Here is a 21,327-nt window from a genome sequence, read left to right as displayed (position 1 = left end):
AGTTGGCGGGCTGCTGGCGGGGTGGACATTCGCCAAGCCTCTTCTGATAGGCAGCGGTCTGGCGTTGGCAGCGATATTCTGGCTGACCGATGCACTGAGACCAGAGATATTTGAACGTTTCTCTTCCAGAAAGAGAAAACAAGATCGAGAGAATTGAACATGCTTGAAATCATCGACCTGCACGCAAAGATCGCCGATACCGAAACCGAGATCATCAAGGGCCTCAACCTGAAGGTTGCCGCTGGTGAAGTCGCCGCCATCATGGGCCCGAACGGTTCCGGCAAGTCGACGCTGTCCTACATCCTGTCGGGCCGCGAAGATTATGAAGTCACCTCTGGTGACATTCTCTATAACGGCGAAAGCATTCTGGAACTGGATGCCGCCGAGCGCGCCGCCAAGGGCATCTTCCTTGCTTTCCAGTACCCGGTCGAAATTCCCGGCGTCGCCACCATGCAGTTTCTGAAGGTTGCGATGAACGAGCAGCGCAAGGCGCGCGGCGAGTCCGAGCTGACGACGCCGGATTTCATCCGCCGCGTCAAGGAAGCCGCCGGCGATCTGAAGATCGACATGGAGATGCTGAAGCGTCCGCTGAACGTCGGCTTCTCCGGCGGTGAGAAGAAGCGCGCCGAGATCCTGCAGATGGCGCTCTTGGAGCCGAAGCTCTGCGTTCTCGACGAAACCGATAGCGGCCTCGACATCGACGCGCTGAAGATCGTTGCTGATGGCGTCAATGCGCTGAAGTCGCCGGATCGCGCTACCGTCGTCATCACCCACTATCAGCGCCTGCTGGATTACATCGTGCCTGACAGCGTTCACGTTCTCTACAAGGGCAAGATCATCCGCTCGGGTGACAAGGCGCTGGCGCTGGAACTGGAAAACAACGGTTACGCCGACATCATCGGTGAAGCGGCCTAAGTCGGGCCAGGAGGTGATGTCCATGAACATTCAAGCTACCAACCGGCTGACGCCAGCGGAAACCGCGCTGGTCGACGCTTACACCGCCAAGTTCAGCGAATTGCCGGGCGACGGCGCTGTTGTCGCCGCGCGTGACGTGCTGTTTGACGATCTGAAGACCGGTGGTCTTCCGACCCGCCGCATCGAGGCGTGGCACTATACCGATCTGAAAAGCCTGCTGCGCGCCGTTCCGGAAGACCGGCCCGCGCCTGTTATTGAAAAGCAGACACCAACGGTTGCCGGCTCTCTGGTTGCCTATATGCAGCACGGGACGGCCGATATCGGCAAGATCGAAGACATCCGCGTGTCGCGCTTTGCCGAAAGCCTGGCTGACGGTTCCGCGGCCGCAGGCCTTGCGGAAGCCAGCAAGGATGACGCGATCGGCCGCATCAACGGCAGCTTCGTGCGCGATGGTCTGGTGCTCGAGATCCCGGCCGATGCCGATATCGAGAAGCCGATCGAATTGCAGGCGGTCCATGGCGCAGGCCAGGTTCACAGCCGCTTCCCGGTCCGTTTCGGCAAGGGCTCCAAGGCGACCGTCATCGAGCGTCACCTTTCGGTGACTTCGGATGCAGCCTTCGTTTCCTCCGTCAGCGACATCGTGGTCGAGGATGGCGCGGAAGTGACCTGGATCATCCTGCAGCAACAGGGTGCGGCCGATATCCATCTTGGCCAGCTGCGCATGAAAATCGGTGCGGACGCCAAGATTCGCCTGTTCATTGTCAATGCCGGCGGCAAGCTGGTACGTCAGGAACTGCGCATTGATGTGGAAGGTGAGGGCACTGACCTCATCGTTCGCGGCGTCAACCTGCTGGGTGGCGAAACCCATACCGACGTGACGATGGTTCTCGGCCACAACGTACCGAATACGACCTCGACGGAAGTATTCCGCAACGTGGTGTTCGACCGTGCAAAGGGTATTTTCCAGGGCATGATCCGGGTGGCGCCCGATGCCCAGAAGACCGATGCGAAGATGGCGTGCAATACGCTTCTGATGTCCGACGATGGCGAGTTCTCGGCAAAGCCGGAACTGGAAATCTTCGCTGACGATGTTCAGTGCGGCCATGGTGCGACGGTTGCCGATATCAGCGACAATCATCTCTATTACCTGATGGCGCGCGGCGTGCCGCGGGCGAAGGCACGGGCGATGCTCGTCAACGCCTTCGTCGCCGAGATCGTCGAGGAACTGGAAGAAGAAAATCTGGTAGAGGCGCTGGAGACGATCATCTCCGGCTGGCTGGAACATCATGCCTGAGAGCGAACGCGCCGCATTGGCGGCCCCTTATGACATTGAAGCCGTGCGCAAGGATTTCCCGATCCTGTCGCGCGAGGTCTATGGCAAGCCGCTGGTCTATCTCGACAACGGCGCGTCCGCTCAAAAACCGCAGGTGGTGATCGACGCCGTTTCGCATGCTTATGCAAATGAGTATGCGAATGTGCATCGCGGCCTGCATTTCCTCTCCAATGCCGCAACCGACGCCTATGAGGCGGCGCGCGAAAAGGTGCGCCGTTTCCTGAATGCCGGTTCGGTGGACGAGATTGTCTTCACCAAATCCTCAACGGAAGCGATAAACACGGTCGCTTACGGTTACGGCATGCCGAAGATCGGCGAGGGCGACGAGATCGTCATCTCGATCATGGAGCATCATTCCAACATCGTGCCGTGGCATTTCATCCGCGAGCGGCAGGGTGCAAAGCTCGTCTGGGTGCCGGTCGATGATGACGGCGCGTTCCACATCGAGGCTTTCGAAAAGAGCCTGACGGAGCGCACCAAGCTTGTCGCTATCACCCATATGTCGAATGCGCTCGGCACCATCGTGCCGGTCAAGGAAATCTGCCGTATCGCGCATGAGCGCGGCATTCCGGTGTTGGTCGATGGTTCGCAGGGCGCGGTTCACATGCCGGTCGATGTGCGCGATATCGATTGCGACTGGTATGTGATGACCGGCCACAAGCTTTACGGTCCCTCGGGCATCGGTGTGCTCTATGGCAAGGCGGATCGCCTGCGCGAGATGCGGCCGTTCCAGGGCGGCGGCGAGATGATCCTCGACGTTACCGAAGACAATGTGACCTATAACGAGCCGCCGCACCGTTTCGAAGCCGGCACGCCGCCCATCGTGCAGGCGATCGGCCTCGGTTACGCGCTGGATTACATGGACAATCTCGGCCGCGCCGCGATTGCCGCACATGAGGCCGATCTTGCCGCTTACGCCACGGAGCGTCTGCGCGAGATCAATTCGCTGCGCATCATCGGCAATGCGCCTGACAAGGGCGGCATCTTCTCCTTCGAGCTTGAGGGCATTCACGCCCATGATGTCTCGATGGTGATCGACAGGCGCGGCGTTGCGGTACGTGCGGGCACCCATTGCGCCATGCCGCTCTTGAAACGCTTTGGCGTCACCTCCACATGCCGGGCATCGTTCGGCCTTTACAATACCCGCGCCGAAGTAGACTCTCTTGTTGAGGCGCTGGAATATGCGCGCAAATTTTTCGCCTGATATCGGAATAAGAGATCAGGATTGAGGTTTAAGACCATGACTGCCGAAGCCACTGCAAAGACCCAGGATACGACCGAAGACGCGGCAAAGCCGTCGTCTATCCCGCCTGATGAACTGGCGCGCCTCAGCGATGACGTGATCGCGGCGCTGAAGACCGTCTACGACCCGGAAATTCCGGCTGATATCTTCGAACTCGGTCTTGTCTACAAGATCGACATCGAGGACGACCGCATGGTCAAGATCGTCATGACGCTGACGGCGCCCGGTTGCCCGGTGGCCGGTGAAATGCCGGGCTGGGTGGAAAATGCAGTCGGCGCCGTCGAGGGTGTCTCCGGTGTCGTGGTCGAAATGACCTTCGACCCGCCGTGGACGCCGGACCGCATGTCGGAAGAAGCACAGGTCGCTGTCGGCTGGTACTGACGTGATTTGACTGATGTCATCCCTTGATGACACTCTCAGGCGCACTTAAATTGAAATCCATAAGCATCGAGCCTTGAACTCGATTGTCGAAGGAGAATTAAGCCCATGGGCTTTGCGATCATGACCATGACCGGGGCTGCCGCCTCGCGCGTTAAAGCAATCGTCGAAAATTCCGGACCGGATGCCAGGGGCGTGCGCGTCGGCATCAAGAAGGGCGGCTGCGCGGGCATGGAATATACCATCGACCTCGTGACGGAACCGGATGCGAAGGACGATCTGGTTGAATTCGAAGGGGCAAAGGTCTGGGTTCAGCCTTCCGCCGTGCTTTATCTGCTCGGCACGCAGATGGATTTCGAAGTGACCAAGATGCGCTCCGGTTTCACCTTCAACAATCCGAACCAGACATCCGCCTGCGGCTGCGGTGAATCGGTCGAGCTGAAGCCGGCCGATCTGGCGGCGCTGGCGAAGCAGCGTGAGGCTGAAGCCAGCGTTTGATTGGTTACGCTATCTCTGCGATGGAGAGACAGACCATTCTTATGCACACAGCGCTCCCACAAACGCGACGTCATCCTCGGGCATGACCCGAGGATCCATCCCCGTCAAATCCCTTGAGACCTTTGTAGATCCTCGGGTCAAGCCCGAGGATGACGGATGAGAGGTTTTAGCTTCTTTTTCCGCAAACTGCGCCCCGCGCAAATCAGCTTTCGAAGGATCATGACTGCTGTTTCAGCGTATCGATAAAATCCGCCAGCGGATGAACCGATGGCGTCGTCGTCAATAGAGGCTCGAGAGCCGCGGCGATCGTCCCGCAATCCTCCTCGGTAAGTGACCGCAGGCTCGAGCTGACCTTGTTGTAGTCGGGCGTTCCGCGTGATGCGAGGGAGCGATTGATCACAAACACCTCCGTTTGTCCGTCAATTCGTTCCACGAAGAGCGCGAGCGAACCGCCGTCCGCGGCGGCGGCGCTGTCCGATATCGATTTGAACATCGAATCCCTCCGTAAATTATCAACCTGTTCCGTCGAGGCTGTTGCAGCCTCGACGGCTTGTCTCACTCGTGCCGCAAAGCCTCGATCGGGCTCAGGCTTGCCGCCCGTCGCGCCGGGAAATAGCCGAAAATCACCCCGATAGCTGCCGAGAAGGCGAATGCTAGGAAGATGATCGACGGGCTGGTGACGAAGGGGACGTTGAGGAAACTGACCACGCCGTAAGCCAGGCCGAGGCCGGTCAGGATGCCGACGATGCCGCCGAAGGCGGAGAGCATCACGGCTTCCACCAGAAACTGCGTCAGGACCTGCTTCTCCAGCGCGCCGATGGCGAGGCGAATACCGATCTCGCGGGTGCGTTCCGTCACCGAGACCAGCATGATGTTCATGATGCCGATGCCGCCAACCAGCAGGCTGACGGCTGCGACTGCACCCAAAAGCCCGGTCAGCAGCGTCGTCGTGCCGGTCATGGCCGAGGCGATCTGTGTCATGTCGTTGACGGTGAAATCATCCTCGCGGCCGATGCCGATGCGGCGGCGTTCGCGCAGCAGGTTCTGCAGGTCACTCTGCACCTTGGCAGTCGAAACGCCATCCTGCGCCGAAACCATGATCGAGGAAATGGTGGTGGTGCCGCCGATGCGCCGCTGGTGGATCTTAAGCGGCATGATGACCGTGTCGTCCTGATCGTCGCCGAGGCCGGACTGGCCTTTCCTGCCCAGCACACCGATGACGGGGCAGGAGATGTTGCTGACGCGGATCGTCTGTCCCACCGGGTTCTCTGCACCGAACAGTTCCTGCCGCACCGTTTCGCCGATGATGCAGCCGATCTGGCCGCCGCGATCTTCGGCGGGCTGGAAATCGCGCCCGAGCGCGATGGTCCAGTCCTGCGCGATCAGATAGTCGTTGGTGGTGCCGATGACGCTTGTCTGGTGGTTCTTGCCGCCGAAAATGACGGTGGCGGCGGAGCTGCGGTTCTGTGGCGCCACGGCACGCACGCCGCTGATCTGGTTGCGGATGGCCTCGACATCGCGATCATCGAAGCGCTTCGCTTCGGTGCTCGCCCTTCCGGGCCCGAACTGGCCGGGGCGCACGAACAGCATGTTGGTGCCGAGCCGCGACAGTTCCGATTTTACCTGTTCCGTCGTGCCATTGCCGATGGTGACCATGGCGATGACGGCGGCCACACCGATGACGACGCCGAGCACGGTGAGGAAGGAGCGCAGCAGGTTGCGGCTGATGGCGCGCAGCGCAAGACGCGACGTTTCAAAGAACATCGGCGGTCTCCTTTTTGTCCGTTGCGCTGTCGGAGGCAAGATGGCCATCGACGAAACGCAGGAGACGCCCGGCATGGGCGGCGATATCCTCTTCATGGGTGACCATGACGACGGTGATGCCTCTGTCGCGGTTGAGGGAGGTGATAAGATCCATGATCTCGGCGCTGGTTTTCGTATCGAGATTGCCGGTCGGCTCGTCGGCGAGAAGCAGGGCAGGGCGGGTGACGATGGCGCGCGCAATGGCCACACGCTGCTGCTGGCCGCCGGAAAGCTCCTGCGTGGTGTGATCCTCGCGGCCTTTCAGACCCACCTGCGCCAGCGCCTCCATGGCGCGAGCGCGCCGTTCCGAGGCCTTCATGCCGCGATAGACCAGCGGCAGCTCGACATTTTCCACCGCCGAGGTGCGCGATAGCAGATTGAAGCCCTGAAACACGAAGCCGAGCATATGCCGGCGCAGCAGCGTCAGATGTTCATTGTCGAAGCCGCTGGTCGGCACGCCCTGAAACAGATATTCGCCAGCTGTGGGCACATCCAGGCAGCCGATGATGTTCATCGACGTGGATTTGCCCGAGCCCGATGGACCCATGATGGCGACGAATTCCTTTTCGCGGATCGACAGGCTGACGCCGTCAAGCGCGCGGATCGTCGCTTCGCCGCGGCCATATTGCTTGACGACATTGCGGAATTCGATGAGCGGCGGCTGTTGCATGGGCTTGTCCTCCGTCAGCCGGCGTTGCGGGCCGTTGCGTCGGTAATCACCTGGTCATCGGCTTTCAACTCGCCCGATTTTACCACGGTATGCTGGCCGTCGGTGGAACCGGTTTCGATGGCGATGGAGACCGGATTGTTGTTGCGCAGCACCCAGACCGTTCTTTTGCCGGCTGCTGCCGCCTGACCGGCGTCGCGGTTCTGCGAGCGGCCCATGCGCGGCGGGCGGAACAGGCTCATCAGCCCGCCGCCACGGGAGGCGGATTCGCGCGGCGGCGTATAACGGAGCGCGGAATTCGGCACCAGCAGGGCATCCTTGATTTCCTCGACGATGATATTGGCGGTCGCCGTCATGCCCGGGCGCAGCAGCAGCTCCTCATTGTCGACCGTCAATATGCCCTTGTAGGTCACCACGTTGGATACGGTTTCCGAGGCGAAGCGCACGGTTTCGATCTCGGCCGGGAAGCTGCGGTCGGGATAGGCGTCGACGTTAAAATTGGCCTTCTGGCCGGTCTCTACCTTGCCGACATCGGCCTCATCCACCGAGACCTGCAGCTCCATGTGGCGCAGATCGCCGGCGATGGTGAAGAGAACAGGGGCATTGAGCGATGAGGCGACGGTGGCGCCGGGATCGACGCTGCGGGTGAGGATGACGCCATCGATGGGCGAGACGATCTTGGCCTTGCCGAGATTGACCTCGGCAAGCCTCAAATCCGCTTCCGCCGAAAGCACTGTGGCCTCGTTGACTTCAAGCGTGGCCGCGGCGGCATCGTGGCTGAACTGCGCGGCGTCGAGATCCTGCTGGCTGGAGACCCGGTTCTGCACCAGTGATCTCAGACGCTCCATCGATGTCTTTGCCGAGCCGAGATCGGCGCGTGCTTTCAGCACATTGGCCTTGGCGGAGGCAAGCTTGGCGCGGGCGCTCTGCACGTCGGCTTCCAGCTTGTTGGTGTCGAGTTCGGCAAGGATATCGCCTGATTTGACCGGGCTATTATAGGTGACGTTGACCTTGCGCACGGTGCCGGACAATTCGCTCGATATATCGACCTGATCCGTTGGCTGAACCGAACCGGTGGAGGTGACGATGACGGAAAGATCACCCTGACGCGCCGCTTCCGTGGTGTAGTTATAGGCAACGCCTGCTGCGCGGGACTGGTAATAATAGCCAAGTCCGCCGCAGATCAACACGATGGCTGCTGCGGCATAGAGATACCGGCGCGACTTCTTCTTCCTGCCGGACCTGTTCGTACCCAGAATCTCCCGCAGATCGGGCTGGCTGTTTTCCGTGTCGCGGCCATTGGTGTTGGCATCATTCATTCTCGTCACCCGCAAAATTCAAAATACCACAGGGGATTGTCGCCAACCCTGTTTTTCGGTCCGTCTGTCGCTGTTTGTGTTCCTCTGATTGTGGGAAGTGACATAGCTTGCCCAAAGGAGGAAGTGAAAACTTGGTAATATTTATGATAGCTCTGGTCTGGTAGATAGAAATCCGTAAAGGCCGATGCCATTGATGTGGCAGCGGTTTCAGCAGCGATAGTCAGGACGAAGATAGAATGAACGACAATGTGGTGAAGTTCCGCAAACCGGTGCCGCCGAAGAAGCCACGCGAACCGCTGGGACCAAAAGCAAAAAAGGCTCTGACGATCGTTGGCGTCATCGCGTTTTTCGTGGCGGTATGGGGGTATTTCACGCTGTTCGGTCAGGGGTAGCTCGTCTGTCGAGAGCGCATGAGCCGCGAATCTGCACGACCGGAAGCGCAGTCAACTCCTCATCTGGGCGCTTCGCAACAATTGATGCCACCAGTTATCTTCCGTCATTGAATAAAGCCGCCTCAGCACGGTCATTTAATATTGATCGATTCCACGGTATCGTTCGGCATAGCAGTAGCGCCACGGTCGGGGGGACGAAATGGGGCGGGCGGTTTGGGCTGTCGCAGTGGGAGTTTTGGTAAGTCTCGGCGCGTTTATGGTGCTTAGTCTGTTAGGCGTTGGGGTCGGCTGGTGGTTCTTAGACGCAATTGCCCCAACCATATCCGGGGTGACCCAAAACACGAACACGGGAGAATGGGGGCGAATGCTTCTCTTGCCGTTGTCCATGACCGTAGGCATCGTCTGCGGAGCTCTCGTGTTTGACCCCAGCATGTCCAGCAAGACAGAGTCGATAGTGGTTTCGATCGTGTTTTTTCTTCTCGTATCTGTCTCTGGAATAAATTTCTGGACGAATGACAGCCTGATAAACGTGAACGCTCAGTTGGTGATCGACGTTTTCTTGAGCATTTCTGCTCTGGCCGTCATCATCCTGCTGCTTCGGTGGGAACCAACGCGTCCAACGACGCTGGCTGTCCAGAGAGTTGCGCTATTTCTGATAACTGTCTTTGGGTTCGTCTTGCCCCTATTTTACGGAACAAGTCTATTGCTGCAGGGGATGGGTTTCGAAGGTGAGCTGAAAACGATCTCTGACTTTATTGGCTTCATCTCCGCCGCATTGGGACTGGCTGTGGCAGCCGCGCCAAATCTGTTAGCGAAGCGTAGCTGATCCTCACCCTTGCGATAGTTGCCGGCCCCCTCATGACGGGCTGATTTCAAGCCGAATGAGTCAGAGCGTGCCAGGCGCGGAATTTCTGAGTCCTTGAGATAATCCGGACGTATCTGGCGTTGCAGAAAAGATGGCGACCCCTGCAGGACTCGAACCTGCGACCTACTGCTTAGAAGGCAGTTGCTCTATCCAGTTGAGCTAAGGGGCCGTCATGCCGGGCAATCGATGCTCCGGTAAAAACTTTGATCGTGCTGTTTCAGTGCGTCCAGGGCTGGGTACGGTTGAAACGGAAATTGTCGGTGTAGGAAACCACCTTGCGTGTCGCTTCCTTCGGCTGAATGACGCGGTATTCGATGCCCTTGCGCTGTGCATAGGCTTCGGCCTGCTCCTGCGTTTCGAATGTCAGCTTGACCTGCTGCTTCATGTCGGAACTGGAGGTGTAGCCCATGATCGGATCGATCTTGCGCGGAACCTCGGCGTCGAATTCCAGAACCCAGACATTGGTCTTCGCCTTGCCGGATTGCATGGCGGTTTTTGCAGGGCGGTAAATCTTCGCAGACATGTCGAAACTGCTCCGGTTGGGCGGTGGGGCGTAGCACCCCGGATTACTATTCACGTACCTGAATAGAATAACCAAATCGTGTCAGGAACGCTGAATTTGAAATGGACCGACTTCATGTGAGAGTCAAGACGATTATCCCGCGCTTTCCTTTCGCGCGCTTGCCACGGCGGCACCAGGTTTTGCCGATGGGGATAATGGCTGAACAAAGATGAATTTCCCTGTTGCGGAGTTTGGGTGAACCGTGTATTCCCCAGCCATCGCCTCGGCGGAGTGTAGCGCAGTCTGGTAGCGCATCTGGTTTGGGACCAGAGGGTCGGGAGTTCGAATCTCTCCACTCCGACCATTTTAAAGCAAGACATGAACTTGCTGGCGTAACTTCTTCAAACAAGCTTCTGTTCAGTCTGCTGATGGCCCGGCAAGGGTACTTTCGGCCGTGCCGATCGTCATGACATTGCCGCGCCAGGCCACCGCACTGCCGACCCAGCTGCGCACCCAGACAAATGGCATGATCACATCCCGCGCGATCATCGCCGGCAGGGTATGGAGAGATATCGGCCATCCATTGAGGGCAGTCAGCACCAGTTCCGGGCCGTATATGAGTGTAAGGACGGCAAGAATGGTGAGCGTGAGGTCGGCATCCGCCGCGATGGCGGCTGCGAGCGCGAAGAGAAGCGGGGGAAGCGCGCCGGTGAGGATTTCCGGAGCGAAATATTGCGGGAAGGTCACGCGTCGCAGCCGCGCCCAGCGGGTCTGGCGCGACCAGATCTCGCCGGCATGACGCTGGCCGAGTGGCTGCTCGAAGGGGGCCGAGACCAGGTGCACCTTGCGGCCGGCATTTCTGACCAGCTTGGTCGAGGCGGCGTCCTCGGCAATTTCGGCGGCGAGCGCGCGAATGCCGCCATGTTCCTCCAGAAACGGTTTGTTCCACAACATCGATTTGCCCTGCGCAAAACCCATGCCGATCGCTTCTGCCGCATATTGCCAGCGTCCCTGTGAGCCGTTGAGGAAGGCGCATTCCACATGCGCCCAGAAACCTGCCGGCCGGGAGCCGAGCGGCGGCGAGCAGACGAGCCCACTGTCCCGCCGCCAGGCCGACATCATGGTCGCAATATAGGATTTCGGCATCAGCACGTTCGAATCGGCCAGAATGACCCATTCGTGGCGGGCGGCGCGCCAGCCCTTGACGCAATTGTTCAGTTTCGGATTGGCGCTGATGCGGTCGTCGCCGATCAGCAATTGTGCGGACACTGTGGGGGAGGCGGCGCTTGCCTTTCGCACTTCCTCGATCACGGGATCGAATTCGTCGGCGACGCAGAACAGCAGTTCATAGTCCGGCCAGTCGAGCTCGAAAGCCCGGGCGAGTGTCAATGGTGTGAAGTTTTCAACGCCGCGCAGCGGGACCACCAGCGAGACCGGCGGTCTCTGTCGCACGAGCTCGTTTTCAACGTCCCGTCTTGTCAGGCGCCAGCCGGCGAGAACAATGCCGAGAAGATTGAAGGCGAGGAGCAGAATTGCGCAAAGGGCAAAAACAGTTTCCATGCTGGCCAGTCCCACTCCCAAGCTTTCGGCGGTCTGTCCGCCAACCGATTCCATGGAATTCGTTCCTGCCGATTATAACGTTTGAGTGACAGTTACATGTCATCATGGACAGGCGGGCAGGGTGCGGGTGCAGGAAACGGCACCGTAACACAGGTCCGGCGGCAAAAGAAAAGCCCTCCGTCGAGAAGGGCCCAGTCATCATCAGTGCCAATGAACTTTAGTGGATGTTCAGGATATGCGCGTGACTGCTTGCGACGAGAAACGATTCCCGCGCCTTTTCGATGTCGCATCTGCCGGCGATAGCATCGAGGCAGTTCCTGCGCGCTTCCTCATATTCCGGGCCGTGTTCCTCGGGCCAGCGGTACATCAGCATGTCCAGCGCCACCAAGGGGCTGTAGATCTCCACGGCGACGCAGAGCGGCAGATGGATCGCCACCGGCTTCATCCACGAGGCGTGGTGACACGGCTCCGTTCTGTTTATCAGCATGTCATTCTCCTCCCTGTTTCATGTGCCTTGAAGGCCGTTTTCTCTCCCATGCGCGAAATGCCCGCCTCACGAAATGGTTCCCGATCACCTAAAATGTGATCGGTCAGGGGGTTCCAATTTTCCAAGATGAATGGAAGATGAACGAAATGATGAACCGGAGATGAACAAAACCGCTATTGGCGCGTTGTAAAGTCCATAAGAAGGAGAACGCAGATGTTCAATTTGTCAGGTATTCAGGAAAGCTTCTTCGGTGACCGCATGGCTGGCGTATGCCAGGCGATCACTTCGGCGCTGGCCTTTGAAACGGGACTTGAGAAGTCGCGGATTTCCGCAATCGTCGAAAATGACGTGATCTATCTGGAAGGCACGGCTGATTCGGTCGAGGCGATCGATATCGCCATCAATCTTGCCGCCTCCATCTCCAATTGCCGGATTTTGAGCCATATCGAGCCGGTTTATTAATATCCTGCAAGCCGGGCGAGGTGTCGTCCGGCTTTTTCAGATGTATTAACGCGGCGACATCATTTCCGGTTGCCGATCTGGGCACTGCGGACCATGTCCCCCGGCTTGATGCCATAACGCCTGGCAGTGCCGCCATTCAGTTCAAGCACGAATTTTATCGCCCCGCGGGAGCTGATGATCGCTTCCGAGTGGGGGACGGCGTTTTCGTGGATATGGGTGATGCGCCCGTCCCGTGCGATGAACAGCATATCGAGCGGAATGAGGGTGTTCCTCATCCACATGGCCACGTCCCGCTCATTGCCAAAGTCGAACAGCATGCCGTTTTCAAGCGGCATGGATTTGCGGAACATCAGGCCCTGCTCGCGCTGGGCATTATTGAGGGCGAGTTCCGCAACGAAGTCGTGGTTTTTGCCGGAGGCGGTTTCGATCGTCAGAGGTTCGGAGGCAAAGGTCTGCTGCTGAGCCTGCGCGACGCCTGCGAGTGTGAAAAAAAGAAGCGCCATAACGGCGCTTTTCGCAATCTTTCCCAATATCGCGGCCATCAGTGCGACATCCCGACCGAGACAGGGTTGTCCGGGTGGATTTCCGCCGCCATCAAACCCTTGTCGCCATCGCCATAACGCACCAGCACCACCTGGCCGGGGCGCAGTTCCGTCAGGCCAAAACGGCGCAGCGTTTCCATATGCACGAAAATATCTTCCGTTCCTTCGCCACGCGTCAAAAAGCCGAAACCCTTGGTGCGGTTGAACCACTTGACGATGGCGCGCTCCAGCCCGCTTGAAGGCGTGACCTGCACATGGGTGCGCACCGGCGGCAGCTGCGACGGGTGAACGGCGGTCGACTGATCCATCGACAGGATGCGGAAGGCCTGAAAACCGCGGTCACGCCGCTGGATGAGCGCGACGATGCGTGTGCCTTCCAGAATGGTCTGGTATCCATCGCGGCGCAGGCAGGAGACATGCAGCAGCACATCCTGAATGCCGTTATCAGGCACGATGAAGCCGAAACCCTTGGCGACATCGAACCATTTCACGACGCCGGTGATTTCGGTCAGGTCGACGGCATCGCCCGAAAGGTCCTCGACATCGACTATCGTTTTCGATGACATCCTATCAGCCATATCCTGCCAACCCCTCGATTACGCGCCATACACCGGTCAACTGATTCCTGTGTACCAGATTAACATCTTGGTAACGGTTCCACGCAAGCCCTAGTTTTTGATTTGCGCAGCTGCTTTTATGTCACCGTCCTTGTCCGGGGCTTGCCATCATGCGTTTAACGGCCCCCGACCCGTGTATTGGAGAGTAAGAAAATGCGGTATCTGCACACAATGGTTCGCGTCAAAGACCTTGGCGAATCAATGAAATTCTATTGCGACCTCATGGGTCTCGAGGAAATACGCCGAATCGAAAACGAAAAAGGCCGATTCACTCTGGTTTTTCTTGCAGCACGTGATGACATTGCTGCGGCAAAGGAAAAAAAAGCCCCGAGCCTCGAGCTCACCTATAATTGGGACACGGAAGACTACACAGGCGGACGCAATTTCGGCCATCTGGCCTACGAGGTCGACAATATTTACGATTTCTGTGCCCGTCTTCAGGAAAATGGCGTCGTGATCAACCGGCCGCCACGGGACGGTCACATGGCCTTTGTCCGTTCGCCGGATGGCATTTCATTCGAAATCCTGCAGAAAGGCGAAAGCCTCGCACCAGCCGAACCGTGGATATCTATGCAGAATACCGGTTCCTGGTAGGGATTTTCCCGGCCAACAGCGGCGGTTTCGGGCGCTCTTGCCTTGTCCGGATGGGATGAGGCATAGTCCGCGAATCGAAACGGCCCGTCCCGTTTTGGGAAAGCACACGCGCCCGTTCCCGTGCTGCTGTTGGAAATGCAAGATACGGAGGCCACTCATGAAAGCTGCAGACGGCGCGAAAGGACGCGTTTCCTGTCAGCGTCTTGTTATTGCCGTTTCGCTGCTCGGGCTTTCCGGGTGCGTTTCCGCCGTGACCGATGACGAGTTGGCCGCCAGTAACAAGAAGCCGGAGATTGCCGCACAGCAGAAGCCGCAAACGGCTGCTGCCACGCCGGCGGCCGGCGCGCAGCAGGGACATTATGTGGATCCCGCCGTGGCATCGGCGGCCGGCGCTTCCGTGCCGGCCCAGCCTCAGACGCCGGGCGGCCCGGCGCGGGGTTACGGCGCAGCCGCCGATATTGGTGGGCTGACGACGCAGCCGACCGCAATTTCCGCCGGGACATCCAGCATCTATTCCACCGCACCTGCCGTTGCGGCGGGAGCCGGGGCCCCGGGTGTCGCTGCCACCGGCGCGCCATCCCAGAAAATCATTCCCGCCGTCAGCAGCGTTTATTCGGCACCGGTGCAGGCGGCGCAGCCCCAGCCCGTTGCAGCGCCGGTTCAGGTTCCCGCCGGGCAGGTCCCAGCGGAACAGCACAGCGAAAACCGTCAGGCGGTGCCGGTGCCGCAGGCAGCATCTGAACAGCTTGCTGCTGCATCTCCCGCACAGCCAGCCGGTGAAAGCGGGCAGGAAGGCGAGGGCAAGGGCGTGACGCTTGCGGCGTTTTTCGCCGGCGCAGCCAAGAAGCGTCTGCCGAAAATGATTGAAAGCGGTTCCGCGGAGAACACGCAGGTTGCAGCGCTGCCGGGAGCGGCGGACCGGACGATGGGCATTGCGCTTTCGGGTCGCTCGATGATGTCCGATGAGTTCGATGATGCGCATCTCGAAGACGAGGAAGATCAACCGACCGGCCTGATGAAGCTTGCGTCGCTTTCCGGTCTCACCCGTGTTTCCCCGAACGGGCTTTTCCTGCAGACGGATCATGTCGAAGTCGGTTGCTTCAAGCCGGAACTGGTGCGGATGATCAAGGATGTCGAGCGTCATTATAACAGCCCGGCCATCGTCACCTCGGGCTATCGTCCGCCAAAGGGCATAAGGCAGGGCTCCAAGCATTATACCTGCGATGCTGCCGACATTCAGATCAAGGGCGTCTCCAAATGGGAGCTTGCAACCTATCTGCGTTCCCTGCCGGAGCGCGGTGGTGTCGGCACCTATTGCCATACCGAATCGGTGCACATGGACACGGGTGAACCTAGAGACTGGAACTGGCGCTGCCGCCGCACCGCCGCGCGCAAATAATTTCCGGCCAATTCTGATGATTGGGGAATCCGGGGCGTTGCGCCCCTGAGATCCGTTTGGAATCTCTCTATGCAGACCCCCTTCCGCCTCCGAATGGACGTGTGGCACGCCATGCTGTAGGAGACGGTTTCCCATCTCCATGCTTATGGTGTCCTGCGAATGCTGCCGATTTCCACCTTTCCCGTCTACATCATCTCCATCGCCAGAGCCCGCGCACGGCTGGAAAAAATGTTGAACGGCGCTTCGGGCCTCGGGCTGGATTTGCGTCCAGTCGAGGGTGTCGACGGCAAGACCATTCCCCCCGCCGAATGGACGGACTTTAACCGGCGCGGTTTTGAACTGCGTAACGGCCGCCACGCCTTGCCCGGCGAGTATGGCTGCTACGCCAGCCATATAAAGGCGCTGGAGATTTTCCTGGCGAGCGACGCGCCGATGGCGGTAATCGTCGAGGACGATGTCGCCTTTACCCCGGACTTTTCCGAGCGGGTCAAAGCCGTGGCTGCGATCATGCCGAAAAATTCGATCATTAAACTGACCAACCACCGCCGCAGCGGCTTCAAGGGCAGGAAGACCAGCGCTCTCGGGGATACGTTCGGGCGCTGCATCTATGGCCCGCAGGGATCGTCAGCCTGCTATATCATCTCACGCGGCGGTGCCGAACGTTTCCTGAAGGCCGCAAGGGTGATGACGCTGCCCTTCGACCGGGCGCTGGAGTGCGGCTGGGGTTATGGCACGCATGTCTACGTGACCGACAAGGATTTCCTGCCCTTTGGCGATCCGGACACGCTGGTTGGAACGCGCGCCGAATATCGCGGCAGCAAATTTGCCCGGCTCAAGCGGGTGCCAGCTTATCTCTCCAGTTTTTACGACAATATTGCGCGGTATGTTTATGCCTATCGCTAGCCGCGATCATGACGGTATGTTGGCTCGCTGTCTGATAACGGCGCAATGGGGAGATTGATATTCCGTACCCGGCAAAGAGAAGGTGCTGTTATTTTTACCTCAACAAAACGCAAGGATGCTGTTTTCCAATCTGTTGCGGATCGGAGGCATACGCGACAAGAAGTCATCTAAGCTATTGATAAATCGACGGTTGAGGTGGTGAGAGCGCAGGGATTCGAACCCTGGACCTACTGATTAAAAGTAATATCGAAATACAATGTTTTGAATGACTTAGTAAAACCATGTTGTGCGACATTTCTTATTCTTGTCGTTGATTGCACAATGTGGATTTTATGTCAAATCGTGCTCGTCGCATTCTCCAGAAATCTTGAGAAATAAAAGGCGGGTCAATGCCCGCCTTCTTTATTTCATGCTCACGTTATGCCCGCCGTCGTCGCCGTCTGGAGCCTCGAACCACGTCACCAGCTTGGCGATCGCCGCGTCTGCCATCTCCGCATTGAGGGCGAGATAGTGTCTTAGGATCTCGTGCGCCGTTTTGAGGCTGTGGCCGGTGATGGCGCAGATCTCCGGAATGGTGCAGCCCGCCATTGCCAGCCAGGTGACGGCTGTATCGCGGAAGTCCTGGTCGGTCAGATCCTTTAGCGACGGAAGCTTCTTTTTCGCGTGCCTGCGGATCTCCTCGAACCTGCGGCGGTAATGATCGCCGTTGAACGGCTTCCATTCGCGCTCGTTCAGAACTGCCCAGGGAGATATGATGCCTGCTTCATTACGGCGCTTCTGTGCGGCCTCCATGCGTTTCTTGAGCTCTGGTGCCTCGATAATGGAAACGATCGCGCCCGTCTTAGACTGCTGCAGGATGATGCGGCCGCGCTTGTGGCCCTTGCGGGTGTAGTGCAGCCGATCGGCCTGGCGCTGCCCGGACCAGACGGCCAGCGTGAACATGTCCCCCATTTCCGGCTGATTGAGCGCGTCGGCCGTCTCGATCAAAACCTTGAGCTCCTGTTTCGATGCGATGCGCAGGCGGGCGTCAGGCGTCTTCATCTTGAGCTTGTGGGCGGGATTGATCAGCATCGAGGGCAGGCGGCCGCGATCCATCGCCCACTGCAGCGCCACGCCCAGGATGCGCATTGCGCCCACGGCCGACGTGTTGCCCACCTTTACCCGGAGGCTTTCATAGATCCCTATGCAGATCGGCTTTGTGAGCGCTTCCGCTTCCGAGTTCCATACGTCCGGTTCGTGTTTCTGGATGACGCGGCTTTTCTGGCGATAATCATCCCGTGTTTTTTTGGACAGATCTCCGAAGCGTGGGTTCTTCGTCTCGTTCAAAAATTCATCGAACAGCAGGCAGACAGGAAAGGCTGGGCGGATCGCGGCGATGGGTACAGGCGGAATGACTTTTTCACGCGGTTCGCCGGCGCGCATGCGCTGCTTTCGCTTGTCGAGCTCGAGCTTCTTGGAAAGCTTGCGCGACCAGTCCAGCGCCTCGCCGGCGCTCATCCAGCGGCCGTCCTTGTGGCGCAGATCCTCGCCCGCATATCCGGCCTCGCGCAGCGTCCTCGAGGGATTGAAGCGCGGCCGGCCATTGCGCCACGAAACGTGCGGAATTTTCAGATCATCTTTCGCCATGAATTTTACTCCTTGATACAAAAATGCCCGGCGGTCACGCGAAACAAAGACCGCCGGGCAGGCAGGCTCCGGGAGACTGGAGCCACTGGAGAGTTAGCGGGGCCGGTGGTCCGCCATTGGTACCGGCCCCGCATCACCGCCCGCTGCGGGGGAAGCTGGCGGTGATTTCTTCCGGCGCGTGGCGCGCCAGATTGCGATAAAGGTAAGCGCCTGGGCGATGAGCACCGGCGTGATCGACAGGGACCATTGCGCGACCGTCATTGTACGGTCCTCAGCGTTGGGCGGCGATAACGTGCCAGGTTGAACACCGGGCAAGCGCTATCGACGTCCTCGAGGGCACGGCGAGCCTCTACGAGCATGATGGTGCGTGCGGCCCGGGCGGCGATCGCGCCGTGCAGATAGGCGTCGATCTCGTCGCTGGCGGCGCGCATTTCGCGCAGCTCGTCCTCGAGGCGCTTCATCAGTGCGTCCTGGACGCTACCTAGGCGTTCGAGCTCGTGGATGGTGTTGCCGGCGCTCATGGTGCGTTCTCCTGCTTGGCGAAGCGAGCGAACATGTCCTCAATATCCGCCAACTCTTTTAGCGCTTTGGCATATGCGACTTGGGCCGTTGCCTCCGCGTTGGTCTTTATCTCGCCTGTGATGAGCTCCATCGCCTGCCAGTATCCATTCGATCGGCAACTCACACTCTGGTTCACTTCCACGGTCGGATTGGTCAGGATCGTGTCGCGGCTGACGGGGTCCAGCCATTCGAGCGCGTTCATTAGGAACTCTGCCCGGTTGGCCGCTTTGGTGATGCGATCGGCGAAGGTTTTCAGATCGCTCATGCTTCACCGCCTTTCGCGGCCGGAATATGCTGCGATACCAGCGCTTCGATATCAGTGAGCGGAATGCGGCCGTCAGCAACGCTGGCGAGCTCGGCGACAAACCACATACGGGAAAGATTGTCCGTCGCCGCCAGACGGGCCTGTCTCGGCCGCGCGGCGATGACGTTTTTCAGATGCATCTCGAGTATGCCGATATCAAGTCTCGATGCGGTGACACTCTGTGGGGCTTCAATTGCGGCGGGCTTGCTCATGCGTCACCTCTGAGTTTCTGCAGGGCAAGGCCGCCGCCAGTGGTGAGGGATATGTTCGGCACGCGGCCGCGCACGAGCTGCTTTTCCTCGAGCCGCCGGATGGTGGCCAGATTGAAGCGCTTGTTGCCGACCTGCAGGCGGCCATCGACGATGCGCTGCTGGCGGAAAAAGTCGATCGAGGCGAGGGCGTCTTTCTCCGCCTTCTCGAGGTTCTTGCGCGGATCCAGCACGGCCGGGTTTTCGGCGAGGGGCGTCATAGTCATGCTGCTTCCTCCAGGTGCTCGATGCGCTCCACTGGGTAATTCAGCATCGTGCTGTAGCCAGTCTCGAGGGAGCGCTGCAGATCGTTGGTGGTGGCGAGCCGATCGCCGACGCCGTGAGGCTCATTGAGGTTGACGAAATGCTTTCCGTTAGCCCATGCCCATGCCTGGAAGGGGCCAGCGTCAATGACCTCTCCGATGGCGCGGCCGTCGTCCTTCACGTCCCACCAGGTGAAGTCCTGTCCGCAGTCTACGAAGTGGAAACGGATAATCATGCCGGTTCCCCCTCCGCGAGTTGCTTCTGGATCTGCTTGACGTGTACCAGGTAGTTTTCGCCCGCCATCTCCTGGTACATGCATGCGAGGGTCTCGATCGCCTTGAGCGGCATCGTCTGAGCCGCTACAGATGCGTGGACCGATATCTGGAACCGCGCCAGCGCGATCATCAGCGTGGCGATCTCTGTGCCGCGCTGCAGTTCGGAATTGATGAAGTCGCCCATGCGTTCGGCAAAATCGCTGGCTGCGAAGCGCGCCAGGCACTGCTTAAAAGGGTCGTCGCTGAATAGCGCTTCCTCGAAGCTCATGCCGTCTTTCAGGAATTCCATCTTGCTCATGCCACCGCTCCCGCCGCATAGGCGGCTGTGAGCTGGGCGCGGTCTACGTGGATCCGGACGAGGGATCCGGCCGTGCGCATTGCGTGGGCCTTGAGCTCGCCGTACTGGCGCAGCCACTTTTCCATGCTGTCACGATACCAGCGCAGTTTTTTCTGCCCGGGCAAAGGTGCCGGCATGCCGTCATTGATGATGAGGCCTTTGCGCTTGCGCAGGAAAGTGGACCTTTCCAGGCCGAGCGCTTCGGCCACTTCTTCCGCCTGCATGAAGCGGTCGTTTGAATTCTGGAGCATGTTTCGCGTCTCCCATGTGAATTTGCGCCTGCAAATCAGCGCGCACAGGGAGATTGTATGAATTTCATGTGAAAAGCAAATGAATATGTGAAATTCGCATTTCTTACATATGCGCTCTTAGGTCGGAAGTTGTGAAAAACTTCTTAGCTGAACGTGAAAAAGGAGCGCTCCTAAATTTAGCGTTGAGGAGCGCTCCTTAGTTTAACGATGACGCAGCAAAAGGAGCGCTCCAAAGTTTAGCGAATTGGAGCGCTCCTAAGTTTAATGTGAATATCCGGATTGCGACAATCTAGTGGCGGAGCCGAAAGCCGCCCACGACCGTACCCATGATGACAATGTTCTGGTCATCGACGATCTCCGGCGTGGCCGGCTCGCCATTCATGAAGGCGGTTAGAAGATAGGGTGTGCGGTAAACCCGAAATATGGTCTCTGCGGTCCCGCGGCGGTAATCGTACTTCTGAGCGCATACGGCGTCGCCATTTCTGGCTATCGCTTTCTCGTCCACCGCCACCACCATGCCCGGCAAGTAGCCGACAGCAGCCAGGCTGGCTGTTTTGAGCGTCCATAGATGCACGCTTTGCGCTTCCTTCGCCGTCAATTTGAGGGCGCTGCTTATGGGATCTGCGGGATTGTCCATGGCGATGAAGGGCTGGGCCTCGTCTTCGCTGAAGCTCTGGATGACCGGCTTAACCTTTGTTTCATACGCTGGAACGCGGGTGGCGTCTTCGATCTTCTTTACCGATCGCGCGCTGAGGGAATGACCGCTTTCGTCCTTGCCGTAAAATCGGGTGAGTGTGGACGGGTCGAGCTTCGACGCTCTGGCGATCTCTGTGATCGTCAGTCCGCTCAATTCCTTTATGTGGTCCAGCCATGCGATTTGCTGGTCGCGCAAAGATGTCATGCGCGCAGATATCGCAGGATGCACGGCCATGTTCAAAACGCAAAACTCCACTTGACCAATCACACCAAATCACATCACCAT

At 58.8% G+C, this 21,327-nt stretch carries 29 protein-coding genes and 2 tRNA genes; 12 read left to right on the top strand and 19 right to left on the bottom strand.

Annotation, left to right across the window (positions count from 1 at the left end):
• Window positions 1-159: 159 nt before the first annotated feature.
• The 5 genes from sufC to sufA all read left to right on the top strand — a co-directional run bounded on the left by sufC (window position 160) and on the right by sufA (window position 4,367).
• Window positions 160-915, top strand: a complete 756-nt coding sequence (sufC, locus tag AC1ROR_RS06635) for a Fe-S cluster assembly ATPase SufC (RefSeq protein WP_003522658.1) — start codon at window positions 160-162, stop codon at window positions 913-915.
• Between the two features lie 22 nt (window positions 916-937).
• Window positions 938-2,209: a Fe-S cluster assembly protein SufD gene (gene sufD / locus AC1ROR_RS06630; protein WP_498588948.1), complete on the top strand. Its 1,272-nt coding sequence runs from the start codon at window positions 938-940 to the stop codon at window positions 2,207-2,209.
• The gene (locus tag AC1ROR_RS06625; RefSeq protein WP_498588947.1) at window positions 2,202-3,452 is read left to right on the top strand and encodes a cysteine desulfurase; all 1,251 of its coding nucleotides are present in this window, start codon (window positions 2,202-2,204) and stop codon (window positions 3,450-3,452) included. Before sufD ends, AC1ROR_RS06625 begins: the two co-directional genes overlap by 8 nt.
• Window positions 3,453-3,488: 36 nt before the next feature.
• Window positions 3,489-3,872: an SUF system Fe-S cluster assembly protein gene (locus AC1ROR_RS06620; RefSeq protein WP_003495414.1), complete on the top strand. Its 384-nt coding sequence runs from the start codon at window positions 3,489-3,491 to the stop codon at window positions 3,870-3,872.
• A gap of 105 nt (window positions 3,873-3,977) precedes the next feature.
• Window positions 3,978-4,367, top strand: coding sequence for a Fe-S cluster assembly scaffold SufA (gene sufA / locus AC1ROR_RS06615; protein ID WP_059760334.1), 390 nt, complete (start codon window positions 3,978-3,980; stop codon window positions 4,365-4,367).
• 217 nt (window positions 4,368-4,584) lie between these two features.
• Here sufA and AC1ROR_RS06610 read toward each other — a convergent pair whose 3' ends face one another.
• The 4 genes from AC1ROR_RS06610 to AC1ROR_RS06595 form a co-directional block, all read right to left on the bottom strand.
• Window positions 4,585-4,860 (bottom strand): hypothetical protein, encoded by a 276-nt coding sequence (locus AC1ROR_RS06610; RefSeq protein WP_498588946.1) that lies wholly within the window; start codon window positions 4,858-4,860, stop codon window positions 4,585-4,587.
• 62 nt (window positions 4,861-4,922) lie between these two features.
• Window positions 4,923-6,131, bottom strand: a complete 1,209-nt coding sequence (locus tag AC1ROR_RS06605) for an ABC transporter permease (RefSeq protein ID WP_082182509.1) — start codon at window positions 6,129-6,131, stop codon at window positions 4,923-4,925.
• Window positions 6,121-6,840: an ABC transporter ATP-binding protein gene (locus AC1ROR_RS06600; RefSeq protein WP_003495418.1), complete on the bottom strand. Its 720-nt coding sequence runs from the start codon at window positions 6,838-6,840 to the stop codon at window positions 6,121-6,123. Before AC1ROR_RS06600 ends, AC1ROR_RS06605 begins: the two co-directional genes overlap by 11 nt.
• A 14-nt stretch (window positions 6,841-6,854) precedes the next feature.
• Window positions 6,855-8,156, bottom strand: a complete 1,302-nt coding sequence (locus AC1ROR_RS06595; RefSeq protein WP_498588945.1) for an efflux RND transporter periplasmic adaptor subunit — start codon at window positions 8,154-8,156, stop codon at window positions 6,855-6,857.
• A gap of 236 nt (window positions 8,157-8,392) precedes the next feature.
• Between AC1ROR_RS06595 and AC1ROR_RS06590 the strand changes: the two genes are divergently transcribed.
• Window positions 8,393-8,548, top strand: a complete 156-nt coding sequence (locus AC1ROR_RS06590; RefSeq protein WP_498588944.1) for a hypothetical protein — start codon at window positions 8,393-8,395, stop codon at window positions 8,546-8,548.
• A gap of 364 nt (window positions 8,549-8,912) precedes the next feature.
• Complete coding sequence (locus tag AC1ROR_RS06585; RefSeq protein ID WP_498588943.1) at window positions 8,913-9,374, top strand: hypothetical protein; 462 nt, start codon at window positions 8,913-8,915, stop codon at window positions 9,372-9,374.
• A 131-nt stretch (window positions 9,375-9,505) separates the two neighbouring features.
• Here AC1ROR_RS06585 and AC1ROR_RS06580 read toward each other — a convergent pair.
• A tRNA-Arg gene (locus AC1ROR_RS06580) sits at window positions 9,506-9,582 on the bottom strand.
• Between the two features lie 48 nt (window positions 9,583-9,630).
• Window positions 9,631-9,936: an ETC complex I subunit gene (locus AC1ROR_RS06575; protein ID WP_004442361.1), complete on the bottom strand. Its 306-nt coding sequence runs from the start codon at window positions 9,934-9,936 to the stop codon at window positions 9,631-9,633.
• Window positions 9,937-10,202: 266 nt separating this feature from the next.
• On the opposite strand from AC1ROR_RS06575, the gene AC1ROR_RS06570 reads away from it, so the two are divergent.
• Window positions 10,203-10,279, top strand: a tRNA-Pro gene (locus AC1ROR_RS06570).
• A gap of 53 nt (window positions 10,280-10,332) precedes the next feature.
• On the opposite strand, the gene AC1ROR_RS06565 is transcribed toward AC1ROR_RS06570, so the two are convergent.
• Window positions 10,333-11,475, bottom strand: coding sequence for a ceramide glucosyltransferase (locus tag AC1ROR_RS06565; protein ID WP_498588942.1), 1,143 nt, complete (start codon window positions 11,473-11,475; stop codon window positions 10,333-10,335).
• A 217-nt stretch (window positions 11,476-11,692) separates the two neighbouring features.
• Window positions 11,693-11,962, bottom strand: a complete 270-nt coding sequence (locus tag AC1ROR_RS06560; protein WP_035224285.1) for a DUF982 domain-containing protein — start codon at window positions 11,960-11,962, stop codon at window positions 11,693-11,695.
• A 213-nt stretch (window positions 11,963-12,175) separates the two neighbouring features.
• Between AC1ROR_RS06560 and AC1ROR_RS06555 the strand changes: the two genes are divergently transcribed.
• Complete coding sequence (locus AC1ROR_RS06555) at window positions 12,176-12,424, top strand: BON domain-containing protein (RefSeq protein ID WP_003495474.1); 249 nt, start codon at window positions 12,176-12,178, stop codon at window positions 12,422-12,424.
• Window positions 12,425-12,483: 59 nt separating this feature from the next.
• On the opposite strand, the gene AC1ROR_RS06550 is transcribed toward AC1ROR_RS06555, so the two are convergent.
• Both AC1ROR_RS06550 and AC1ROR_RS06545 read right to left on the bottom strand, forming a co-directional pair.
• On the bottom strand, window positions 12,484-12,966 hold the full coding sequence (locus AC1ROR_RS06550) for a DUF192 domain-containing protein (protein ID WP_498588941.1): 483 nt from the start codon (window positions 12,964-12,966) through the stop codon (window positions 12,484-12,486).
• Window positions 12,966-13,544 (bottom strand): cold-shock protein, encoded by a 579-nt coding sequence (locus AC1ROR_RS06545; RefSeq protein ID WP_035224290.1) that lies wholly within the window; start codon window positions 13,542-13,544, stop codon window positions 12,966-12,968. The genes AC1ROR_RS06550 and AC1ROR_RS06545 overlap by 1 nt, the downstream gene beginning before the upstream one ends.
• A gap of 192 nt (window positions 13,545-13,736) precedes the next feature.
• Here AC1ROR_RS06545 and AC1ROR_RS06540 point away from each other — a divergent pair, with 192 nt between their 5' ends.
• The 3 genes from AC1ROR_RS06540 to AC1ROR_RS06530 all read left to right on the top strand — a co-directional run bounded on the left by AC1ROR_RS06540 (window position 13,737) and on the right by AC1ROR_RS06530 (window position 16,479).
• Complete coding sequence (locus tag AC1ROR_RS06540; protein ID WP_080834767.1) at window positions 13,737-14,177, top strand: VOC family protein; 441 nt, start codon at window positions 13,737-13,739, stop codon at window positions 14,175-14,177.
• 157 nt (window positions 14,178-14,334) lie between these two features.
• Window positions 14,335-15,576, top strand: a complete 1,242-nt coding sequence (locus AC1ROR_RS06535) for a YcbK family protein (RefSeq protein ID WP_498588940.1) — start codon at window positions 14,335-14,337, stop codon at window positions 15,574-15,576.
• A gap of 159 nt (window positions 15,577-15,735) precedes the next feature.
• The gene (locus AC1ROR_RS06530; RefSeq protein WP_498588939.1) at window positions 15,736-16,479 is read left to right on the top strand and encodes a glycosyltransferase family 25 protein; all 744 of its coding nucleotides are present in this window, start codon (window positions 15,736-15,738) and stop codon (window positions 16,477-16,479) included.
• Window positions 16,480-16,881: 402 nt separating this feature from the next.
• Here the strand turns inward: AC1ROR_RS06530 and AC1ROR_RS06525 are convergent, their stop codons facing one another.
• The 9 genes from AC1ROR_RS06525 to AC1ROR_RS06485 form a co-directional block, all read right to left on the bottom strand.
• Window positions 16,882-18,105, bottom strand: coding sequence for a tyrosine-type recombinase/integrase (locus AC1ROR_RS06525; protein WP_498588938.1), 1,224 nt, complete (start codon window positions 18,103-18,105; stop codon window positions 16,882-16,884).
• Window positions 18,106-18,362: 257 nt separating this feature from the next.
• Entirely contained in the window at window positions 18,363-18,626 is a 264-nt protein-coding gene (locus AC1ROR_RS06520) for a hypothetical protein (RefSeq protein ID WP_498588937.1), read from the bottom strand.
• Window positions 18,623-18,931 carry a hypothetical protein gene (locus tag AC1ROR_RS06515; RefSeq protein WP_498588936.1) on the bottom strand — a complete coding sequence of 103 codons (309 nt, stop codon included), beginning with the start codon at window positions 18,929-18,931 and terminating at the stop codon, window positions 18,623-18,625. Before AC1ROR_RS06515 ends, AC1ROR_RS06520 begins: the two co-directional genes overlap by 4 nt.
• Window positions 18,928-19,182 (bottom strand): hypothetical protein, encoded by a 255-nt coding sequence (locus AC1ROR_RS06510; protein ID WP_498588935.1) that lies wholly within the window; start codon window positions 19,180-19,182, stop codon window positions 18,928-18,930. Before AC1ROR_RS06510 ends, AC1ROR_RS06515 begins: the two co-directional genes overlap by 4 nt.
• The gene (locus AC1ROR_RS06505; RefSeq protein ID WP_174039339.1) at window positions 19,179-19,445 is read right to left on the bottom strand and encodes a hypothetical protein; all 267 of its coding nucleotides are present in this window, start codon (window positions 19,443-19,445) and stop codon (window positions 19,179-19,181) included. The genes AC1ROR_RS06510 and AC1ROR_RS06505 overlap by 4 nt, the downstream gene beginning before the upstream one ends.
• Window positions 19,442-19,717, bottom strand: coding sequence for a hypothetical protein (locus AC1ROR_RS06500; RefSeq protein WP_498588934.1), 276 nt, complete (start codon window positions 19,715-19,717; stop codon window positions 19,442-19,444). The genes AC1ROR_RS06505 and AC1ROR_RS06500 overlap by 4 nt, the downstream gene beginning before the upstream one ends.
• Entirely contained in the window at window positions 19,714-20,055 is a 342-nt protein-coding gene (locus AC1ROR_RS06495) for a hypothetical protein (protein WP_498588933.1), read from the bottom strand. The genes AC1ROR_RS06500 and AC1ROR_RS06495 overlap by 4 nt, the downstream gene beginning before the upstream one ends.
• Window positions 20,052-20,345, bottom strand: coding sequence for a helix-turn-helix transcriptional regulator (locus AC1ROR_RS06490; RefSeq protein WP_498588932.1), 294 nt, complete (start codon window positions 20,343-20,345; stop codon window positions 20,052-20,054). The genes AC1ROR_RS06495 and AC1ROR_RS06490 overlap by 4 nt, the downstream gene beginning before the upstream one ends.
• Window positions 20,346-20,634: 289 nt before the next feature.
• Window positions 20,635-21,282 (bottom strand): LexA family transcriptional regulator, encoded by a 648-nt coding sequence (locus tag AC1ROR_RS06485; RefSeq protein WP_498588931.1) that lies wholly within the window; start codon window positions 21,280-21,282, stop codon window positions 20,635-20,637.
• Between the last annotated feature and the right edge of the window lie 45 nt (window positions 21,283-21,327).

Source organism: Agrobacterium sp. GW821-FHT14E08 (assembly GCF_058803865.1).
This window is presented reverse-complemented; position numbering and strand designations above follow the sequence as displayed.

Coding starts and splice junctions, on each gene's coding strand:
- sufC (WP_003522658.1), top strand. CDS start 160: ATGCTTGAAATCATCGACCTGCACGCAAAGATCGCCGATACCGAAACC.
- sufD (WP_498588948.1), top strand. CDS start 938: ATGAACATTCAAGCTACCAACCGGCTGACGCCAGCGGAAACCGCGCTG.
- AC1ROR_RS06625 (WP_498588947.1), top strand. CDS start 2,202: ATGCCTGAGAGCGAACGCGCCGCATTGGCGGCCCCTTATGACATTGAA.
- AC1ROR_RS06620 (WP_003495414.1), top strand. CDS start 3,489: ATGACTGCCGAAGCCACTGCAAAGACCCAGGATACGACCGAAGACGCG.
- sufA (WP_059760334.1), top strand. CDS start 3,978: ATGGGCTTTGCGATCATGACCATGACCGGGGCTGCCGCCTCGCGCGTT.
- AC1ROR_RS06610 (WP_498588946.1), bottom strand. CDS start 4,860: ATGTTCAAATCGATATCGGACAGCGCCGCCGCCGCGGACGGCGGTTCG.
- AC1ROR_RS06605 (WP_082182509.1), bottom strand. CDS start 6,131: ATGTTCTTTGAAACGTCGCGTCTTGCGCTGCGCGCCATCAGCCGCAAC.
- AC1ROR_RS06600 (WP_003495418.1), bottom strand. CDS start 6,840: ATGCAACAGCCGCCGCTCATCGAATTCCGCAATGTCGTCAAGCAATAT.
- AC1ROR_RS06595 (WP_498588945.1), bottom strand. CDS start 8,156: ATGAATGATGCCAACACCAATGGCCGCGACACGGAAAACAGCCAGCCC.
- AC1ROR_RS06590 (WP_498588944.1), top strand. CDS start 8,393: ATGAACGACAATGTGGTGAAGTTCCGCAAACCGGTGCCGCCGAAGAAG.
- AC1ROR_RS06585 (WP_498588943.1), top strand. CDS start 8,913: ATGCTTCTCTTGCCGTTGTCCATGACCGTAGGCATCGTCTGCGGAGCT.
- AC1ROR_RS06575 (WP_004442361.1), bottom strand. CDS start 9,936: ATGTCTGCGAAGATTTACCGCCCTGCAAAAACCGCCATGCAATCCGGC.
- AC1ROR_RS06565 (WP_498588942.1), bottom strand. CDS start 11,475: ATGGAAACTGTTTTTGCCCTTTGCGCAATTCTGCTCCTCGCCTTCAAT.
- AC1ROR_RS06560 (WP_035224285.1), bottom strand. CDS start 11,962: ATGCTGATAAACAGAACGGAGCCGTGTCACCACGCCTCGTGGATGAAG.
- AC1ROR_RS06555 (WP_003495474.1), top strand. CDS start 12,176: ATGTTCAATTTGTCAGGTATTCAGGAAAGCTTCTTCGGTGACCGCATG.
- AC1ROR_RS06550 (WP_498588941.1), bottom strand. CDS start 12,966: ATGGCCGCGATATTGGGAAAGATTGCGAAAAGCGCCGTTATGGCGCTT.
- AC1ROR_RS06545 (WP_035224290.1), bottom strand. CDS start 13,544: ATGGCTGATAGGATGTCATCGAAAACGATAGTCGATGTCGAGGACCTT.
- AC1ROR_RS06540 (WP_080834767.1), top strand. CDS start 13,737: ATGCGGTATCTGCACACAATGGTTCGCGTCAAAGACCTTGGCGAATCA.
- AC1ROR_RS06535 (WP_498588940.1), top strand. CDS start 14,335: ATGAAAGCTGCAGACGGCGCGAAAGGACGCGTTTCCTGTCAGCGTCTT.
- AC1ROR_RS06530 (WP_498588939.1), top strand. CDS start 15,736: ATGCTGCCGATTTCCACCTTTCCCGTCTACATCATCTCCATCGCCAGA.
- AC1ROR_RS06525 (WP_498588938.1), bottom strand. CDS start 18,105: ATGGCGAAAGATGATCTGAAAATTCCGCACGTTTCGTGGCGCAATGGC.
- AC1ROR_RS06520 (WP_498588937.1), bottom strand. CDS start 18,626: ATGAGCGCCGGCAACACCATCCACGAGCTCGAACGCCTAGGTAGCGTC.
- AC1ROR_RS06515 (WP_498588936.1), bottom strand. CDS start 18,931: ATGAGCGATCTGAAAACCTTCGCCGATCGCATCACCAAAGCGGCCAAC.
- AC1ROR_RS06510 (WP_498588935.1), bottom strand. CDS start 19,182: ATGAGCAAGCCCGCCGCAATTGAAGCCCCACAGAGTGTCACCGCATCG.
- AC1ROR_RS06505 (WP_174039339.1), bottom strand. CDS start 19,445: ATGACTATGACGCCCCTCGCCGAAAACCCGGCCGTGCTGGATCCGCGC.
- AC1ROR_RS06500 (WP_498588934.1), bottom strand. CDS start 19,717: ATGATTATCCGTTTCCACTTCGTAGACTGCGGACAGGACTTCACCTGG.
- AC1ROR_RS06495 (WP_498588933.1), bottom strand. CDS start 20,055: ATGAGCAAGATGGAATTCCTGAAAGACGGCATGAGCTTCGAGGAAGCG.
- AC1ROR_RS06490 (WP_498588932.1), bottom strand. CDS start 20,345: ATGCTCCAGAATTCAAACGACCGCTTCATGCAGGCGGAAGAAGTGGCC.